Here is an 18,837-nt window from a genome sequence, read left to right as displayed (position 1 = left end):
GACAATGTCTGTTAAGGCTTTTGTCCAATCGTCTACATCGGCTTCTCCTTCTGCGGGTGTTTGTTTTTGGTCTTCAAATACGTAGATTACTTCAGGGCTGTACATGACTATTTCACTTACCACTTTACCTTTAAACAGTGACTTCCATTCTATTGAGATATCGTTCTTCGGAAATTTTAAAAAAGGAACCTGCGTATCTGCAGTTACTTTATCTAGGTACATCCCGTCAATAACATACGCGCCACGGTACAAGGCAAGGTCAATATCGTCTACTTGACCGTAATAACCGGGAATATCTGCTAAAACATCGTTAATATAGTTTTTTATTAAAGTTGGCAGGTATATTCTAAAAGCAACCAATAGGATTATAATGATTATGGGGATGGTGTACCGTTTCTTTTTATAAGCGTGTCTTTTTTTCTTTTCAGTCATTTCTGAAGGTTTTGCACCAAATTTCAACGAAATAAGGCTGATTACCAGTTAATGAAGTCATAAAAAAATCCCGCACGTAGGCGGGATTTTAGTTTTATAGTTAGATTTTAATTGATTTATTATAAACTGCAATTGCCGTCTATGATGTCTTGTTGGGTGGGGTTGTAGGCATTGCCTAAACTATCGTAGTAATAGTTCGAATTTTTTATGAAAACATTTTGTAAAGAACAAAAGTCAGAAAGTTTTACATTGTAATAAATGTGTAGGCTTTCAAAATCGTGCAGGTTATTTAAACCGTTTAAACTTATTAGGTTATCGTTATATTTTATATCAAAAAAACCGCTTGCATTATTTAAATTGTTAAGACCCTGTAAATCAGTAAGTGAATTGTTGTGTTTAATAATGGTGCTTATACTCACCGAAGTTGTTTTTTCTAATCCGTGCAAACTTTGAAGCAAATCATTACCAGTAATAGTTAAGTTCTGTATAACGTCAATATTAGCCAAACCATGGATATTTTCTAGTGAGTTATTATAATATATACTTAGTTCGATGATGGAGGTGTTTAAATTTTGGAGACCATCTAAATTTTCTAATGCTTTATTGTGAGAAAAATTTATATACCCATATTCATCAGTAAAATTTGTTAGATTACTAAGGCCATCTATATTTTTGAGTGAATCACAATTACTTATGCTTAATCCATTTCCAACGGATGTTAGATTTTGTAGCCAATCAATATTTGATAATAATGGACATAAAGTTATGGAAAAGTTATACTCGATGTTAGTGACTTGACTTAATCCTGAGACATCGGTTAAAGTTTTATTATCAAAAAGAAATATTCCAGGAATTGACGTAATACTAGTAAATCCTTTTATCCTTTCTAAGGAAGGATTGTTAGAAATTGCAAGTTGCCCAAGAATGAAATTGATATTAAGTCCTTTTGTTGTTGTTAATAATGAATTATTTTTAATTTGAAAGCTATTGTTAATAATACGGATACTGTGAAGAGGAGTTAAGTTTATAATATCAGTAGTTTCTGTATCCTCAGGATGGCCAATGAGAAGCAGCCCATTAATTTGTGTGTAATTGTGGGCTCCAAATATGTTTACTTCTTCTTGTGTTTTTAAAATAACATCTCCCTCATAAATCTTTTCTTCATTCAAGTCAATTAAATTAATTTTAACCAAAACATTTTCTGAAACATCCCCATTTGCAACTTTCAACGTTCCAGTAATCGTTGGGTTTGTTTCAAAATCAAAAAGCGTTGCATCTGCCACTGTCAATTCGCCCGTAGCACTATCAATATAAAACGCATTTTCTGGGTTTTGTTCAGTTATGGAAAACGTAAGGCTCCCTGTATTGGTGCTGGCATCAACTTGACCGATGGTCTCTCCATTTTCGGGGTTTTCGTCAATAGAGATCGAGAAGTTCGATACGGTCACTTCAGTTTCAGTTTCAGTTTCTTCTTTTATGGGTTTATCATCGTCTTTAGAACATGAAGCGATGAAGAAAAGCGATACAATAAATACGAGTTTTAAAAATGAAGTTTTTGTCAATGGTTTCATAAGAATGGTTCTGATTAATATTAGAGACTACAGTTTCCGTCTATAATATCTTGTTTGCTGGGGTTGTAAGTGTTTTCTGCGACATTGTATGATCCTTGTAGGTTATCATTTATCAATAATGGTCGCAAGCCGCATAAATTTTCAAGGAGATTGTTTCCAGTAACTATTAAATCACCCTGTACTTCTTCTAAATTTGTAAGAAAATCTAAATTTAAGATATAGTTATTAGCTCTAATTTCAAGTTTTCCACCAATAAATTTTAGGTTGTTTAAATTTGGTTTTTCCAGTAGATCGTTATAAAATATGATGACATTATTCTCTACTGAAGTAAGCCCCGAAAGCCCTTTAATCTCTTTATACTGAAAGTATTCAATATCAAGAGAACCTTGCACTGTAGTAATATTATGCAAGCCCGTAAAGTTTGCTAATTGCTTATTACCAATTAAATTTAGATCACCATTAATGGTGGTTAATTGGTCAAGGGCTTCAATATTTATTAATAAATCGTTTGAGTTAATAAATAAATTACCTCCTACATGGTTTAAATTGTTTAGGCCATTTAAATTGGGAAGAAAGTAATTTCGTGATATATTTAAGTTGCCATCAATTTTGGTTAAGGTTTGTAACGAGCTCAAATCATGTATTTCATTATTTAAAACTAAGCCAATTTTTAGGTTACCAGTAATTTGTGTGTACTCGTTTGCAGCAAAAGCATCTACTTGCTCTTGAATGGCTAGCCAAACATCGCCTTCATACACTTTTTCTTCAAAAATGTCCTGTATATTTATTTCTACAGTAATATTTTGTGAAATTCCCTCATTTGCCACTGTTACCACCGCAGTGATAGTTTGGTTTGCTTCAAAATCAAAAAGCGTTTCATCTGCTACGGTCAACTCGCCGGACACTGCATTGACAGCTAAAGCACCAACCGGATTTTGTTGTTGTGTTACCGTAAAGGAAAGATTGCCATCATTAGTACTTGCTTCAATCTGGCCAATTACTTGTCCGTTTGTAGGATTTTCATCCATAGTTGTTGTAAAGTCACTAGCAGTAACGGTTATTTGAACTTTTTCTGAAGCCTCATCATCTGATGAACAAGAAACAATACTCATAAACGTAAAAAGAGATAGAAAATAAATTATTGGATTTGTGGTCAATGGCTTCATAAAAGTGCTTTGGTTTTTTGTGAAATATTAAAGGCTGCAATTGCCGTCTATGATGTCTTGTTGAGAAGGATTGTAAGCGTTTTCATAAATTTCAAGATAGCCAGAGATGTCATATCCAGTTACCAATGGTGTCAGCCCACAAAAATCAGTTAATGTAACATTATTAAAAATTCGTAGGTCTTCTCCAATATGTGATATATTTTGCAGGCCATCCAGATTTTCAATAGAATCGTTGTAACCAATCATTAAAGTTTCGGTAATAGCATTAAGGTTTACTAGTCCGCTGAGGTTTTTTAATGAACTATTATAGCTAATAAAAAAATTTCCGTTGATGATAGAAGCGTTTTTGAGAAAGTTAATATTGGTAAGAGCATCATTACGGTATATTGTTATTCCAACAATAGGTTGATTGGTTGGATTTAAATTATTAAATTCTAAGTTTTCGAGTTTTGAATTCAGCTGCAAACTTAATCTTCTAAAAGACTGCAATTTATTAAACCCATTAATAGCAGTTAGATTTTTATTGTTTTGAAAGGAAAAATGGTCATCTATAGTTTGTAGACTGTTGAAACCAGAAAAGGTTTCTATCCCATCATTGCCCATTACAGTCAATTTTTTAAGGGTTATTAAGCTATTAAAACCTTCGATTTTTGTAATTGATGGGCTGCCGATGATTTGCAAATCACCTTCTAAAGAAATAACGTTGTTAAACCCTTTAATTTGATTAAGTGAAGCGTTATCATAAAGAGAAAATGAATCAAGGGTAATGAGATTCTCAAACGGGCCGATAGTTTTTAGCGATTCGTTTTCGCTTATCGTAAAATAGTCACCAATGGTCTTAAGGTTCTGTAAGCCATCTAAATTATTCAATAGCTTATTAAACCTAATCGATAGAAAGCCATCAACTTCTAATAAGTCCAGTAGCGGATTGAGGGACGTGATATCGTTTTGATCATTGTCCAAGCCAATCGTCAGAGTTCCGGCAATGCGCGTGTATCCATTAGCTCCAAATATGTTTACTTCTTCTTGTGTTTTTAAAATAACATCTCCCTCATAAATCTTTTCTTCATTCAAGTCAATTAAATTAATTTTAACCAAAACATTTTCTGAAACATCCCCATTTGCAACTTTCAACGTTCCAGTAATCGTTGGGTTTGTTTCAAAATCAAAAAGCGTTGCATCTGCCACTGTCAATTCGCCCGAAGTTACATTGACCGCTAAAGCACCAGCAGGATTTTGTTGTTGTGTTAGGGTGAAGGAAAGTTCGCCCTCATTGGTACTCGCTTCAATCTGGCCAATAACTTGTCCGTTTGTAGGATTCTCATCCATTGTTGTTGTAAAATCACTAGCTGTAACGGTTATTTCAATGCTTTCTGTGGATTCATCATCTTTTGAGCAAGAAACGTTACTTATTACCGTAAAAAGAAATAGAAAATAAAATGCTGAATTTTTAGTCAATCGTTCCATAAAAATTGTTTTGGCTTTAATTTGAAATATTAAAGGCTGCAATTGCCGTCTATGATGTCTTGTTGAGTGGGGTTGAAAGTGTTTCTTGCAACATCGTAATCTCCTTGAAAGCTTCCTTCTGTAAATAATTTTTGTAAATCACAAAAGTCTGAAAGCGAACTATTGAATGTTATTGTTAAATCACTTGAAAGCCTTTTAAGATTACGAAGACCACTTAAATTTGTCAATAAATCATTGTCATCTATATTTAGTCGATTACCAATAAATTGTAATGAGCGTAGTCCTTCTAGGTTGTTTAATGATGGGTTACTCCATATTTCTAAACTTCCGCCAATTCTTTGAATGTTTTTCAACCCTTGCAAATTGGTCAATGAGTTATTGTTGCTTACTGATAAAGAGTTGCTTAATGAGTTAATATTCTCCAAGGCGTTTATGTTTGTAAGAAGCGGATTCCTATAGATGGATAACTCTCGAAGTGTTTGAACGTTTGATAAAGCATCGATGTTTGTTAATGAAATATTATTTCTAAGCTGTATTCCATATATAGAATTGATGTTATTCAATCCCTCTAAATTCAGTAGAGAGTCATTTGATTCGATAACGAGAAAACCATTAATAAAAGTTACGTTTTGAAGTCCCTCTATATTCTGTAATAAATCGTTATCTCCTATATCTAACCTACCGTTTATTTGTGTTAACCCTTGTAGGGCATCTATGTTATGTAATTTGGAATTACTCTTGAATTCAATGTCTTTTCCTACAGCGGAAAGGTTAGATATGCCATCAATATTTTCTAATTCATCATTGCTCGAAACGATAAAGTCTATGCTTATAGAATTTAGGTTGGATAAGCCATCCAGATTTTTTAATGATCTATTGCCTGTAATATTGAAGTTGGAGACTATCTGCGTGACATTATTGAGTCCGTTAATATTTTCTAAGGCAATGTTGCTCCATATTAAAAACTCATTTAAAATAATTGTGAGCCCTTCCAAACCATCTATATTGGTTAAGGCTTGATTAGCCCATATTATTATTTGTCCACCAATGGACGTTATATTTTGGAACCCATTAAGAGTCTCTAGTAATTCTGTAAAAGCAACTATTAAATTACCATCTATCTTACGTATTGATTGCAAAGGTTCCAAATTTGTTATTTGGCTGTAGGATCCAAATAAGTCACCAACATTTATACTACCAGCGATATGGGTATATTCATGAGCTCCAAAAGCATCTACTTCTTCTTGGGTAAAGAAGATGACATTACCTTCAAAAACTTTATCTTCAAATACGTCACTTATGTTTATTTCCACCGCGGCATTTTTGGAGATATCGCCATTTGTCACTTTAACGGTTCCAGTTATTTTTGGGTTGGTTTCAAAATCGAAAAGCGTGCTATCGGTTACGATTAATTCTCCCGTAGCACTGTCAATATAAAAAGCATTTTCTGGGTTTTGCTCAGTTATGGAAAACGTGATACTGCCTGTATTGGTACTGGCAATTACCTGACCTATAACTTCACCGTCCTCAAGATTTTCATCGATAGTGGTTTTAAAGTCGGAAACAGTTACTGTTACTTCAGTATTGTTGAACTCCTCTTTTGCAGGGGTATCGTCGTCTTTAGTACAAGAGAAGATAGAAAATAACGAAACAATAAATAGTAATTTTGAAAATGAAGTTTTGTAGAATGAATACATAAAGTAATTTTAGATTTATTGTGAAATATTAGAGACTACAATTTCCTTCTATAATGTCTTGTTTGCTGGGGTTGTAGGGGTTGTCTGCAACGGTGTAAGTTCCGTTTAGGTTGTTTGCTGCTAACAGTGGCTGCAAACCACATAAATTTTCAAGACGATTATTTCCGGTAATAATCAAATCACCATCTACTTCTTCTAAATTTGTAAGAAAGTCTAAATTGAAGATATAGTAATTTGTTCTAATCTCAAGCTTTCCCCCAATAGATTTTATATTGTTTAAATTAGGTTTTTCAAGGGAATTATTGAAGTATAAGATTAAATCTTCTTCTACTGCAGTAATTCTTGAAAGTCCTTTGATTTCGCTATATCGATAATATAAAATACTTAGCGATCCTTTAACTGTGGTTATATTATGCAACCCAGTAAAATCTGCCAATAAAAAGTTATATGACATCTCTAGATTGCCTTGAATATCAGTCAATTGACTAAGTGATTTGATGTCTACTAATAGATTGTTATTCCGAATTAATAAGTTACCACCAATATAATTTAAGTTTTCAAGCCCATTTAAGTTACGTAGTAAATCATTAGCAAAAATATTTAAACCAACATCAATTTTGGTTAATGATTGTAACGGGCTCAAGTCGTATATATCATTGTTTTCTGAATAGTCTCCGATATTTAAGGAGCCAGTAATTTGAGTATATTCTTGTTGTGCAAAAGCTTCTACATCTTTTTGCGTTACTAACAAAAGATCACCTTCATATATTTTTTCTTCAAAAATGTCTTGTACATTTATTTCTAAAATAACATTTTGTGAAATTCCCTCATTTGCTACTGTTACTACCGCAGTGATACTTGGGTTTATTTCAAAATCAAAAAGCGTTTCATCTGCTACGGTCAATTCGCCAGAAGTTGCATCGACCGCTAAGGCACCAACTGGATTTTGCTGTTGTGTTATCGTAAAGGAAAGGTCGCCTTCATTGGTACTTGCTTCAATTTGGCCAATAACTTGTCCGCTCCTAGGATTTTCATCCATTGGTGTTGTAAAGTCACTAGCTGTAACCGTTACTTGAATACTTTCTAGGGATTCATCATCTGAGGAACAAGAAACGGTATTTATAATTGTAAAAAGAGATATAAAATAAATTATTGAATTTTTTGTAAATAATTTCATAAGTAATATTTCGTTTTTAGCATAGAAATTAAAGGCTGCAATTACCGTCTATAATGTCTTGTTCTGTAGGGTTATAAGTATTATTGTAAACATAATATCCCGCTTGAAATTTTCCTTCTTTTAATAGTTTTTGCAAACCACATAAGTTTGACAACGAATCGTTGAAATACACTTTTAATTCCCATCCGAGTGTGTTAAGATTACTAAGACCATTTAAATTTGTCAATACTTCATTTGTACTAATAATTAAAGTGCCACCAATAGATTGTAATGAACGTAGTCCTTCTAAATCATTTAACAAGTCATTTTGGCTAATGATTAAATCTCCACTAATTATCTGTAGGTTTTTCAAGCCTTCCAAATTATTTAATAAATCATTGTTAGCTATACGTATGATAGAACTTGAAGTTATTTTTTCCAGTCCATTAATATTTGAGAGAAGTGGGTTGTTGCTTATAGATAATGACTGTAGCGTTTTTAAATTTGATAGTGCATTGATATTTTGTAACGAGCTGTTGCCATAAAACCTCAATATCTTTAAAAAGGTAATGTTGTTCAAGCCTTCTAAATTTATTAAAGAATTATTTTCTTCAATAAAAAGGTGGCTCTCAATGAACGTTACATTTTGAAATCCTTCAATGTTTAATAATGAATTGTTATCTCGAAGTATTAATCTGCCGTTTATCTGTGTTAAACCTTCTAATGCATCAATGTTTTTAAGATTATCATTTCGGTATATTTCTATGTCATTACCTACAAAAGTTAAATTTGACAGACCATCCATATTCTCCAATATTTTATTGAATTGAACCAGTAAAGAGCCATCAACTTTTATAAGATCTAATAATGGGTGGAGCAAAATGATATTGTTTGTACTATTTTCCAGACCAAGAGTTAGCGTTCCAGTAATACGTGTGTATCCATTGGCTCCAAAGGTGTCCACTTCTTTCTGGGTGTTTAGAATCACATCACCTTCATACACTTTTTCTTCAAAAACGTCCTGTAGATTTAATTCTACTGCAATGTTTTGAAAAATCCCCCCATTGGCCACTGTTACCACAGCAGTAATAATCGAGTTGGTTTCAAAATCAAAAAGCGTTTCATCTGCTACGGTCAATTCGCCAGAAGTTGCATTGACCGCTAAGGCACCAGCCGGATTTTGTTGTTGTGATAAGGTGAAAGAAAGGTCGCCTTCATTAGTATTAGCTTCAATTTGGCCAATAACTTGTCCGTTCGTAGGATTTTCATCCATTGTTGTTGTAAAGTCGGAAGCTGTTACTGTTATTTGAATGGGTTCTGGATTGTTATCGTCCGAGGAACAGGAAATTGTGCAGATTAATAGTACCTGAAGAAAAAAGAGTCGGTGTAGTAATAATTTCATAAAATAATGTTAAAAATAAAATTCAAATATAAAAAAAATCCTGTTGTAGAGTTACCAACAGGATTTTATTATTAAAAAATAGTGTTTTGCTAATAATACGTATACCGTCTTACTTCAGCAATGTATTTTGCTAACCTAATTACTTGATGGCTATAACCATATTCATTATCATACCAAACGTACAATACGGCGTTCTTACCATCTTCAGTTACAATAGTTGCATTGCTGTCATAAATTGAAGGGGCAGAAGAACCAACAATATCACTTGATACAAGTTCGTTGCTTAATGAGTATTTAATTTGCTCTACTAAGTCACCTTCTAATGCATATTTCTTCATAATAGAATTAATACCATCAACGGATGTTTTCGCTTCTAACTCTAAATTTAAAATTGCTAACGATCCATTAGGAACTGGAACACGAATTGCGTTTGAAGTTAATTTTCCTTCAAAAGAAGGCAATGCTTTTGAAACTGCTTTTCCAGCGCCCGTTTCAGTAATTACCATATTCAAGGCAGCAGCGCGACCTCTTCGGTATTTCTTGTGCATATTATCAACCAAGTTCTGGTCATTAGTATATGCGTGAATGGTTTCTAAATGTCCATGAACCACGCCTAATGAATCTTCAACAGCTTTTAAAACAGGTGTGATTGCATTTGTAGTACATGAAGCAGCAGAGAAAATATCTACTTTTTCAGGATCATGCTCCGTATGGTTTACACCGTGAACAATATTAGGGACTCCTTTACCTGGCGCTGTTAATAATACCTTTGCAGCTCCTTTTGCTTTTAAGTGTCTAGATAAGGCTTCGTGGTCTCTAAATGCTCCTGTATTATCAATAATTAAAGCATTTTCAATACCATATTCTGTGTAATCAATATCTTCTGGTGCATTTGCCGAAATGATATGAACCGTCGTCCCATTAATTACCAAGGCTTTGTTTTCTATATCTACACGAACTGTCCCTGGGAAATCTCCGTGAACAGAATCGTTTTGCAATAAAGAAGCTCTTTTTTCAAGAATGGTTTGGTCTACATTTCCACGAACTACAATAGCACGTAGGCGTAACTGGTTTCCTTGACCGGTACGTGTCATCAACTCTCGAGCTAATAAACGACCAATACGACCAAAACCGTACAACACAACATCTTTAGGAGAGATGTCTTCTTTTTCCTTTGCGTTTTTAAGTTTATCACTTACAAAAGCAATAGCATTTTCATACTGGTTGTCTTCAAGGTGATATTCGTATGTAAGTTTTCCTATATCTAATTTTGCTGGTGGTACGTCAAGGGTTTTAATTGCTTGAGCTATTTCAACAGAATCAAAAATTGAAATTGGTTTTTGTACAAATTCGCCCGCATATTCGTGAAGGTTTAATATTTCACTTACGTTACGGTCTATTAATTGGTTGCGAAAAAGAACCAACTCAATAGATTTGTCGTACCAAAGGTCACTAATAATCTTAATAAATTCTACGGAAGCCTTACGGCGGTCGGTTTGAAAAGAAAGCTCTTTTTCATAAACTTCATCAAAGCTCATGGTTGTGTTGTTTAAGGGTTTAAAAATCGCTGCAAAAATAGGTATTTTCTTCGGTTTGGGGAAGTTAATATTAATCTAAAACAAACACCCCTTGGATAACCGTGGTTTTACAAGGGGTGCTTCTTTAAAAATCACAAATGTACTATCTAAAGATAAATGAGTTTAATTCGCCTCGCTGATTTACAAACGTCATCTTAATAGGTGCATTAAAATCACGATTGTTCATTATGCGTTTCGCATCGTCTATATCCTCTATTACTTCGTCATTTATTTTAGTAATAACAATTCCCTCTAGATTATAGCGAGCCATATCTTTACTTAATGCTTTTGAAACAATAACCCCATTATCAACACCTCGTTGTTTTAAAAGGGCTGAATTAGCATTTCTCACTTCTAACCCAAGGTTTTCTATTTCAAAAGTTTCTAATTTTACCAATGTAACAGGAATGTGCTTTTCTTTACCGTTACGTAATATCAAAACATCAACCACATCATTTGGACGTTTAGAACCTAAATATCCAGAAAGATCGGAGAATTTACTCACCGAAAGTCCGTCCATCTTTTTAATAACGTCACCTTGCTTTAGTCCGCTTTTATCGGCACCACTTCCTGTTTCTACACTTGCTACATATACGCCTTGTGTTTCATTTATACCTAGCTCGTCAGCAACATTTGTGTTTAAGGTTCCGCCACGAATGCCTAAAATAGCACGTTGTACATTACCAAACTCCATAATATCCTCAATTACTTTTCGGGCATTATTGGACGGCACTGCAAAAGAATACCCAACATACGATCCAGTTTCTGAAGTTATGGCGGTATTAATACCAATTAATTCGCCTCGAACATTCACTAAGGCTCCACCGCTATTGCCGCGATTTACGGCAGCATCGGTCTGGATAAAGGACTGCGGATTGCTATCAAACTGGTTAAGATCTCGGGCTTTGGCACTGATAATTCCAGCAGTTACGGTAGAATTTAAATTAAACGGATTCCCCACGGCCAGTACCCATTCTCCTAATTTTACATTGTTTGAATCTCCAAAAGGAATGAAAGGTAAATCTTCATCGGCGACAACCTTAATTAAAGCGATATCGGTTTTAGGATCGGTGCCTATTAATTTAGCTTTATAAATTTTGTTGTTATTTAAAGTTACTTCCAGTTCAGAAGCATTTGCAATAACATGGTTATTTGTCACAATATAACCATCGGGCGAGATTATTACACCACTTCCGGCACCTACAATTTCTCGAGGTTGACCACCACCATTAAAGTATTCCATCATATTGGTGGGTTGTTTACTGATTGTTGTGTTTTTCACGTGAACAACCGCATGTACCGTTTTTTCAGCAGCTTCGGTAAAATCTGCATTGGTACTGCTAACAGGTGTGTTTGAAAAGTTTGTAGGGATAAAGTTATTGGGACTTTCGTGTGAAGTGGTCACGGTAATTTCTTGGTTAGGTTCAACGAAGTATTTGTAGCCACCTAACGTAACAGCGCCGGCAAACAGCGCAACAGCTACTAATCTAATTGTCTGTTTCATTTTAAACTATTTTTTATTATTAACTAACATGATTAAAGACGATTATATTTTTCTGAAATTTCAGTTTTAACGTGTATTTAACAAGAATTAACTATACTATAGCGAAAAAGCTTTTAGTACCTTTGTCGCCATGAAATTTCAGTTTTTTAAATATCAAGGAACCGGTAACGATTTTGTCTTGATTGATAACCGTCAATCTATTTTATCCAAAAATGATACCAAACTGATTGCTAGACTTTGTGACCGAAAATTTGGCATCGGAGCTGATGGATTAATCCTCTTGGAAAACCATCCTACAGCAGATTTTAAAATGGTGTATTTTAATGCCGATGGAAATGAAAGTTCTATGTGCGGCAATGGAGGAAGATGTATTGTTCATTTTGCAAAAAGTCTTGGTATTGTTGAAAATACAACCAAATTTAAAGCCATAGACGGAATGCACACCGCCAGCATTGAAAACAATACCGTTTCGTTGAAAATGAACGATGTTTCAGAAATTGAAATGAATGACAATTATCTTTTTCTGAATACAGGTTCACCTCACCACGTTGAATTGGTTGACAGTATTTCAACTTTTGATGTATTTTCAGAAGGAAGAAAACTTCGGAATGAAACATACGGAAAAGAAGGAGCTAATATAAATTTTGTAGAACAACTTTCAGAAAACACTTTTTCCGTTAGAACATATGAACGGGGCGTGGAAGACGAAACACTGTCTTGTGGCACAGGTGTTACAGCCGTTGCTATTGCAATGCATAAAAAAGGATTGACAAAAACTAATAATATACAGTTAGTAACCCCAGGAGGAAAACTTACAGTAACGTTTGAAAATAATAAAGATGGATATACCAATGTCCATTTACAAGGTCCTGCCACGATGGTTTTTAAAGGAGAATGGGAATGACAACATTAAAAGGAGAAAAAATATACCTTCGAGCTCTTGAAAGTTCAGACTTAGACTTTCTCTATCTTTTGGAGAATGACGAAAATGGCTGGGAGGTAAGTAATACTACAACACCTTATTCTAAACATATTTTAGAGCAGTATTTAGACAATGCACATCGGGATATTTACGATGTAAAACAACTGCGATTAGTTATCTGTACTATTGAAAGAGAAGAAGCAATTGGCTTTGTAGATCTATTCGATTTTGACCCTAAACACAGTAGGGCAGGGGTTGGTATTATTATCTTTTCAGAAGAAAATAAAGGCAAAGGCTACGCTTTTGAAGCCTTACAATTAATTAACCAATATGCAGTAAAACACTTGAACATTCACCAGTTGTATGCTAATATTACCGAAGACAATACACAAAGTATAAAACTTTTCGAAAAAGCTGGTTATGCCGAAAGTGGTATAAAAAAAGATTGGATCAAGTCTGGAAAAAACTATAAAAATGAACTATTTTATCAATTAATTCACGATGTACATTAAAAAAATATTACTGGCCGTTGTTCTTTTGGGCTTAGTTGCTATGGGCGGATTTTCGTGGTATGTTTACAGCACGGTATTTTCTCCAAATACGGCGTTTAACAATGAACAAGCTCATATCTACATTCCTACCGATGCTACCTATCAAGATGTGGTTTTGGAGTTGGAGCCCCTATTAAATGATATGGACGACTTTACTGCTGTTGCACAAAAAAAAGGATATGCAAGTAATATAAAGGCCGGTCATTTCATTATTAAAAAGGGGATGAATAATAATGACATTATTAATACCATTCGCAGTAAAAATATTCCAATAGAAGTAAAATTTAATAATCAAGAACGGTTGGAAGATTTGGCTGGAAACATCGCTAGACAAATTGAAGCCGATAGCATTTCATTGTTACATGCCATGCAAGATTCGGTTTTTTTAAAAGAAGCTGAACAAACCGACGAAACAGCCTTGGCTTTATACATACCAAATACTTATGAATTTTACTGGAACAGCAGTGCAGAAACCTTTCGCGATAGAATGAAAACAGAATACAACCGCTTTTGGAACGAAAGTCGCACCCAAAAAGCAAATAAATTAAATTTAACCCCCGCTCAAGTTATGTCTTTGGCAGCCATTGTGCAAAAAGAAACAGCTAAAGTGGAAGAACGACCACGTGTTGCTGGTGTTTATGTAAATAGACTAGAACGTGGCATGCCTTTGCAAGCAGACCCAACCGTAATTTATGCTAAAAAACGAGCTGAAAACGATTTTGATCAAATTATAAAACGGGTTTTATATAAAGACTTAGAGTTAGATTCCCCCTATAATACCTATAAATATACTGGCGTCCCTCCAGGGCCTATTGCAATGCCCGATATTTCTTCTATCGACGCCGTGCTAAATTATGAAAAGCATGACTACTATTATTTTGTAGCCAATACAAAGCGTTTTGGCTACCACAAATTTGCAAAAACTTTAGCACAACACAACCGAAATAAAGCTGAATACGTTCGTTGGATTTCTCAGCAAGGGGTAAACAGATAATATTTTTTAAATGTATTCAAGATCCAGTTTTGTTTTTCAGAACTGGATTTTTTTGTTAAACCTTTTTAAAACAACTGGTTAAACAATGTTAATTCACCAGTCACCTCTACAAATAACTTTATATTAATAATTGTTGAATATTGATTCAACAAGCAAGAAAAAAAATAAACGCTCTTTGATATACAGATTTCATAGAATTTATGGCTGGCACACTTTTTGTAAAATAGGTGCCTGAACTTAAGGCTATTACGTTTACACACGAAGTGTAAGCGCAATAATTATAATTTTTAAAACTAAGTAAAACATGAGAAAACGTTTTATGAAATTGTCTGTGCTACTGCTTGTAACAATATTTTGTGTTACAGGGTTTTCTTCGAAGGAAGAAATGAAATACAGTAGTTCTATATTTACTACAGACGTCATTGGAGCATCATCTTATGTTCCTTTTGACTTTGAAGTAAATGTGAATCCCCAGCAGAATATTCCCTTTGTTGGGAAGTCGTACCTTGGTTTTTGTGAAGACCTCGGCTTTAGTGAAAGCAGTGGTAATTACAAGGCTGTAAATAGGTTAGGTTATATGGGAAAATACCAGTTTGGTTGGTCTGCCCTTAATTGGGTAGGTATTCATAGTAAACGAAAGTTTTTAAATTCACCATTGTTACAGGAAAAAGCGTTTGAAGCGTTGATTTCTAAAAACAAATGGGTACTTAAAGATTATATTACTGAATATGACGGCCAAATAATAGATGGTATTAAAGTAACCGAATCTGGCTTAGTTGCAGCAGCCCATTTGGGAGGAGCAGGAAATGTAATGAAGTTTCTCGATACCGATGGGAAAGTGGTTTTTAAAGATGCCAACAACATTCCCATAACAAAATACATGCAAACATTTGCAGCGTATGATGTATCGTCAATCCTTCCGGATAACAACGCCACGGCGACATTATAATTATTGAAAAAACCAGGTAGACAAGCCTGGTTTTTTCATTTAACAAACTTTAACAGTTTAATTATCAGATTAATAAAAAAGGTGTATATTTGCGCGCTGAAAATAAGAGTGTGAAATTTCTCACTCGAACTTTTATAAAATGAAAAAAAACATAGCAGGATTATTAACCGTACTTATTGTAACAGCATTATTTTTTAGTGGATTTACCACAAAAAATAATGTGGATCTTTCCCACTACATTTTAGATGATGAAGTGATGGATTACAACGTTCCTAATAAAGAGGAAATGATTACCTACACCAAACCTGTCCCTGCCCCAAACTATTCCTTATTCTTAGGAAAATCGTATGTGGGTTTTAAAGAGGCTTTGGGTTTTAAAGAATCGCGTGGTAATTATACCACGATTAATCAATTTGGATATCTGGGCAAGTATCAATTTGCATCTGCAACATTGAGGATGATTGGTGTTTATAACCCAGATTCTTTTATAAACGATTCTCGTTTGCAAGAAGAAGCTTTTACTGCTTATACAGCAAGAAACAAATGGATTTTGCGCAGAGACATCAAACGTTTTTCTGGAAAATACGTTAACGGGGTTAAGGTGACTGAATCTGGTATCTTGGCAGCAGCACATTTAGCTGGTGCTGGAAATGTAAAAAAATATTTACGAAGCGGCGGAACTATAGGGTTTAGTGATGCTTTTGGAACTTCTATAGGGTATTACCTTAAAAAGTTCAGTGGGTACGACACTTCATTCATACTTCCTAATAGAAAAGCTAAAGTGCTTTAAACACACTTTTTACTTTTGAATAATAAACAAAGTGGGTCTTTTATTAAGATCCACTTTTTTATTTTTCCAGTTTTCGGTGGTGTCCGTTTTAATAAATTCTGAAGGAAGCGTAATATCGCAAGCCACACATATTTTGGTTTGTGGGTGCAACGCAGTAGTTAAACTTTCTAGCATCTGGTTATTCCTGTATGGCGTTTCAATGAACAATTGAGATTGTTCGTATTCCAATGAAAGCTTTTCTAGGCGTTTTATTGCAGTTTTTCGTTCTTTCTTATCAATAGGAAGATAACCATTGAAGGCAAAATTTTGTCCATTAAAACCACTAGCCATCATCGCCATTAAAATAGAAGAAGGGCCTACCAACGGAATCACTTTTATACCTTGTAAATGAGCTTGCTCCACCACACCAGCTCCAGGGTCTGCAATACCTGGACAGCCCGCATCGCTAATAACTCCTACATCAAAACCTTCTAGGCAAGCGGATAGCATTTGAGGTATTTCACTCGCATCTGTAAATTTATTTATGAGTTGAAATTTTAAATCTGGTTGCGATTTTCGAGGAACGATACTTTTTATAAAACGTCTTGCATTTTTTTCATGCTCAACAATAAAATGATCAATGTGTTCAACTGCTTTTTTTACCAATAATGGTAATACTTCTAAAGGTGGAGTATCGCCAAGCGTACAGGGTATTAAATATAGGTTTCCTTTTTGGGGTTGCATAAGCTTTTTATTGTATCACTAGTTTTTTTATAATTTCATTTCCGTTTTCTGAAATAGCATTCACAAAATACATACCGTCACTAAAATTGGAAACAGAAATAGTTTTGGTTTCTGTTGGTTTATTCTTTTCAGAATAAATAATACTTCCTTTTACATCGGTAATGGTTATTTCAGAAATTAAAATATTGCTTGCTTTTAATGTCACTATATTCGATGCTGGGTTGGGTAGTAAGAAAATATCTGAAACTTCATCAACATTTGAATTAGAAAGAATTTCTCCACCTTCAATTTTATAGATATCACCTCCTAAAGCAATGGCGTACAATTCACCATTTACATCTTCTCCAAAAGAAACCCAGTTTTTTTGAATATCCAACTGCTCTACAATGGTTCCAGATTGATCGAGTGTGCTGATGGTACCGTTACAATAATCTGCAAATATATAAACTCCTTGAATGTCGGCATATACATTGCCTCGATACACATAGCCTCCTGTTATGGAACAGTTTCCACTTCCAGATCCAGAAGAATATTCAGCTATTGGAAATGTAAGTTCGCTTTGTGGTGGGCAATTAGAGGTATTAAAAGGGGCTGAACCTTCATAACAGCGCCAGCCGTAATTTAAACCAGCATCTGTAGCAGAAGCTCTGTCAATCTCTTCCACTTCATTTTGACCCACATCTCCAATCCAAATATCACCATTTGAGGAATCAAATGAAAATTTCCACGGGTTTCTAAGTCCGTATGCCCATATTTCATCTCTAGCATCTGGATTTCCAATAAAAGGGTTGTCTGAAGGAATCGAATAGTTTTCTGTCCCATCTGGATTATCTATATCGAGACGAAGCATTTTGCCTAATAGTAAAGTGAGGTTTTGCGCATTGTTGCTCGTATCGCCGCTACCGCCACCATCACCTGAAGAAATATACAAATATTCATCGGGCCCGAACGCTAAACAGCCGCCATTGTGGTTACCATTGGGTTGATTGTAATCTATAATTGGTAGCTCTGAGTTTTCATCTGCTACATCAGCATTAGAGGTGCTAACTGTAAACCTAGAAACTTGAGTATTTCCATTGGTATCAGTATAATTCACAAAAAAATAACCATTATTTTGATAATTGGGGTGAAAGGCAAGACCTAAAAGACCACGTTCACCACAACAAGAAACTTGACCAGAAATATCTAAAAAGGGTGTTGAATTGATTGTTCCGTCAGGGTTTAAAATTTTAATAACTCCATTTTGCTCTACCACAAATAGACGGTCGTCACCTGCATGCTGTAGGTTTACAGGACTGTTAAAACCATCCTTAAACAGTTCGATGGTGACTTCTTGGGCGGTAACTTCTGCAATAAATAGAAGTGCGAGGAGGTAAGGGAAAATTTTTTTCATGGTGTTCATTTTCTACTAAAATAACGAAAACCATTTAATAAATACTCTTAAATACGATTTGCTATTTTTTCACAAGCTTGATCGATCATATCATATACGTTGTCAAAACCACTGTTTCCGCCATAGTATGGGTCAGGAACATCTACATTTTCACCAGGAAAAATTTCATCTAGTATTAATTGTACTTTCTGTTTATCTTCTTCTGTTTTAGCAAGCTTCAAAACATTTTCTTTATTAGAATTGTCCATCACAAAAATATAATCAAACTCGTTAAAATCTTCTGCTTTAAACTGCCTTCCTTGCTGATCGGTAATGTCCAAATTATTTTTTTTGGCAACGGCAATGCTTCTTGGGTCAGGTTGTTCGCCTACATGCCAATGTCCGGTTCCGGCAGAGGTTACATAAATATTGGAGGTGTCTATTTTAGATTTCAAAAGGCCTTCTGCCAAAGGGGAGCGGCAAATATTCCCTAAACAGACCATGATTACTTTTGTTTTCATTTTTTTCAGAAATTATTCAGTTTACATTCACTTAGTAACGAAA

Annotated in this window: 16 protein-coding genes and 1 pseudogene; 5 read left to right on the top strand and 12 right to left on the bottom strand. The window is 34.5% G+C overall.

Annotated elements, in window-relative coordinates; translation table 11 throughout:
• From AACZ92_RS11765 to AACZ92_RS11725, 9 genes and pseudogenes are all read right to left on the bottom strand, one after another.
• Positions 1-432, bottom strand: a pseudogene (locus AACZ92_RS11765) (hypothetical protein); the annotation flags it as partial.
• A 119-nt stretch (positions 433-551) separates the two neighbouring features.
• On the bottom strand, positions 552-2,003 hold the full coding sequence (locus AACZ92_RS11760) for a cadherin repeat domain-containing protein (RefSeq protein WP_339701531.1): 1,452 nt from the start codon (positions 2,001-2,003) through the stop codon (positions 552-554).
• Positions 2,004-2,023: 20 nt separating this feature from the next.
• Positions 2,024-3,169, bottom strand: coding sequence for a hypothetical protein (locus tag AACZ92_RS11755; protein ID WP_339701528.1), 1,146 nt, complete (start codon positions 3,167-3,169; stop codon positions 2,024-2,026).
• A 27-nt stretch (positions 3,170-3,196) separates the two neighbouring features.
• Positions 3,197-4,636 (bottom strand): hypothetical protein, encoded by a 1,440-nt coding sequence (locus AACZ92_RS11750; protein ID WP_339701525.1) that lies wholly within the window; start codon positions 4,634-4,636, stop codon positions 3,197-3,199.
• A gap of 29 nt (positions 4,637-4,665) precedes the next feature.
• Positions 4,666-6,333, bottom strand: a complete 1,668-nt coding sequence (locus AACZ92_RS11745; protein ID WP_339701523.1) for a cadherin repeat domain-containing protein — start codon at positions 6,331-6,333, stop codon at positions 4,666-4,668.
• Positions 6,334-6,361: 28 nt separating this feature from the next.
• Positions 6,362-7,510, bottom strand: a complete 1,149-nt coding sequence (locus tag AACZ92_RS11740; RefSeq protein WP_339701520.1) for a hypothetical protein — start codon at positions 7,508-7,510, stop codon at positions 6,362-6,364.
• A 28-nt stretch (positions 7,511-7,538) separates the two neighbouring features.
• Complete coding sequence (locus AACZ92_RS11735; RefSeq protein WP_339701517.1) at positions 7,539-8,891, bottom strand: hypothetical protein; 1,353 nt, start codon at positions 8,889-8,891, stop codon at positions 7,539-7,541.
• Between the two features lie 89 nt (positions 8,892-8,980).
• Entirely contained in the window at positions 8,981-10,429 is a 1,449-nt protein-coding gene (locus AACZ92_RS11730; protein WP_339701514.1) for a glyceraldehyde-3-phosphate dehydrogenase, read from the bottom strand.
• 142 nt (positions 10,430-10,571) lie between these two features.
• Complete coding sequence (locus AACZ92_RS11725) at positions 10,572-11,972, bottom strand: trypsin-like peptidase domain-containing protein (protein WP_339701512.1); 1,401 nt, start codon at positions 11,970-11,972, stop codon at positions 10,572-10,574.
• 130 nt (positions 11,973-12,102) lie between these two features.
• Between AACZ92_RS11725 and dapF the strand changes: the two genes are divergently transcribed.
• The 5 genes from dapF (at position 12,103) to AACZ92_RS11700 (ending at position 16,178) form a co-directional block, all read left to right on the top strand.
• Positions 12,103-12,876 carry a diaminopimelate epimerase gene (dapF, locus tag AACZ92_RS11720; protein ID WP_339701510.1) on the top strand — a complete coding sequence of 258 codons (774 nt, stop codon included), beginning with the start codon at positions 12,103-12,105 and terminating at the stop codon, positions 12,874-12,876.
• Entirely contained in the window at positions 12,873-13,406 is a 534-nt protein-coding gene (locus AACZ92_RS11715; RefSeq protein WP_339701507.1) for a GNAT family N-acetyltransferase, read from the top strand. Before dapF ends, AACZ92_RS11715 begins: the two co-directional genes overlap by 4 nt.
• Positions 13,396-14,439, top strand: a complete 1,044-nt coding sequence (mltG, locus tag AACZ92_RS11710; RefSeq protein ID WP_339701504.1) for an endolytic transglycosylase MltG — start codon at positions 13,396-13,398, stop codon at positions 14,437-14,439. Before AACZ92_RS11715 ends, mltG begins: the two co-directional genes overlap by 11 nt.
• A 304-nt stretch (positions 14,440-14,743) precedes the next feature.
• Positions 14,744-15,388 (top strand): hypothetical protein, encoded by a 645-nt coding sequence (locus tag AACZ92_RS11705; RefSeq protein ID WP_339701501.1) that lies wholly within the window; start codon positions 14,744-14,746, stop codon positions 15,386-15,388.
• Between the two features lie 139 nt (positions 15,389-15,527).
• Entirely contained in the window at positions 15,528-16,178 is a 651-nt protein-coding gene (locus AACZ92_RS11700; protein WP_339701498.1) for a peptidoglycan-binding protein LysM, read from the top strand.
• A gap of 9 nt (positions 16,179-16,187) precedes the next feature.
• Here the strand turns inward: AACZ92_RS11700 and AACZ92_RS11695 are convergent, their stop codons facing one another.
• Genes AACZ92_RS11695 through AACZ92_RS11685 form a run of 3 tightly spaced genes read right to left on the bottom strand, consistent with a single transcriptional unit; the run spans position 16,188 to position 18,794 of the window.
• Positions 16,188-16,901, bottom strand: coding sequence for an SAM-dependent methyltransferase (locus tag AACZ92_RS11695; protein ID WP_339701495.1), 714 nt, complete (start codon positions 16,899-16,901; stop codon positions 16,188-16,190).
• A 7-nt stretch (positions 16,902-16,908) separates the two neighbouring features.
• On the bottom strand, positions 16,909-18,294 hold the full coding sequence (locus AACZ92_RS11690; protein ID WP_339701492.1) for a PQQ-dependent sugar dehydrogenase: 1,386 nt from the start codon (positions 18,292-18,294) through the stop codon (positions 16,909-16,911).
• 47 nt (positions 18,295-18,341) lie between these two features.
• On the bottom strand, positions 18,342-18,794 hold the full coding sequence (locus AACZ92_RS11685; RefSeq protein WP_339701489.1) for a low molecular weight protein-tyrosine-phosphatase: 453 nt from the start codon (positions 18,792-18,794) through the stop codon (positions 18,342-18,344).
• Between the last annotated feature and the right edge of the window lie 43 nt (positions 18,795-18,837).

The organism is uncultured Marixanthomonas sp. (assembly GCF_963974425.1).
Lineage (GTDB): Bacteria > Bacteroidota > Bacteroidia > Flavobacteriales > Flavobacteriaceae > Marixanthomonas.
Note: the sequence above shows the minus strand (reverse complement) of the source record. Positions and strands in the feature narration are given on the sequence as shown.

Bases quoted from the DNA above. Each gene is read 5' to 3' on its own strand.
- AACZ92_RS11760 (WP_339701531.1), bottom strand. From the start codon at position 2,003: ATGAAACCATTGACAAAAACTTCATTTTTAAAACTCGTATTTATTGTA.
- AACZ92_RS11755 (WP_339701528.1), bottom strand. From the start codon at position 3,169: ATGAAGCCATTGACCACAAATCCAATAATTTATTTTCTATCTCTTTTT.
- AACZ92_RS11750 (WP_339701525.1), bottom strand. From the start codon at position 4,636: ATGGAACGATTGACTAAAAATTCAGCATTTTATTTTCTATTTCTTTTT.
- AACZ92_RS11745 (WP_339701523.1), bottom strand. From the start codon at position 6,333: ATGTATTCATTCTACAAAACTTCATTTTCAAAATTACTATTTATTGTT.
- AACZ92_RS11740 (WP_339701520.1), bottom strand. From the start codon at position 7,510: ATGAAATTATTTACAAAAAATTCAATAATTTATTTTATATCTCTTTTT.
- AACZ92_RS11735 (WP_339701517.1), bottom strand. From the start codon at position 8,891: ATGAAATTATTACTACACCGACTCTTTTTTCTTCAGGTACTATTAATC.
- AACZ92_RS11730 (WP_339701514.1), bottom strand. From the start codon at position 10,429: ATGAGCTTTGATGAAGTTTATGAAAAAGAGCTTTCTTTTCAAACCGAC.
- AACZ92_RS11725 (WP_339701512.1), bottom strand. From the start codon at position 11,972: ATGAAACAGACAATTAGATTAGTAGCTGTTGCGCTGTTTGCCGGCGCT.
- dapF (WP_339701510.1), top strand. From the start codon at position 12,103: ATGAAATTTCAGTTTTTTAAATATCAAGGAACCGGTAACGATTTTGTC.
- AACZ92_RS11715 (WP_339701507.1), top strand. From the start codon at position 12,873: ATGACAACATTAAAAGGAGAAAAAATATACCTTCGAGCTCTTGAAAGT.
- mltG (WP_339701504.1), top strand. From the start codon at position 13,396: ATGTACATTAAAAAAATATTACTGGCCGTTGTTCTTTTGGGCTTAGTT.
- AACZ92_RS11705 (WP_339701501.1), top strand. From the start codon at position 14,744: ATGAGAAAACGTTTTATGAAATTGTCTGTGCTACTGCTTGTAACAATA.
- AACZ92_RS11700 (WP_339701498.1), top strand. From the start codon at position 15,528: ATGAAAAAAAACATAGCAGGATTATTAACCGTACTTATTGTAACAGCA.
- AACZ92_RS11695 (WP_339701495.1), bottom strand. From the start codon at position 16,901: ATGCAACCCCAAAAAGGAAACCTATATTTAATACCCTGTACGCTTGGC.
- AACZ92_RS11690 (WP_339701492.1), bottom strand. From the start codon at position 18,294: ATGAAAAAAATTTTCCCTTACCTCCTCGCACTTCTATTTATTGCAGAA.
- AACZ92_RS11685 (WP_339701489.1), bottom strand. From the start codon at position 18,794: ATGAAAACAAAAGTAATCATGGTCTGTTTAGGGAATATTTGCCGCTCC.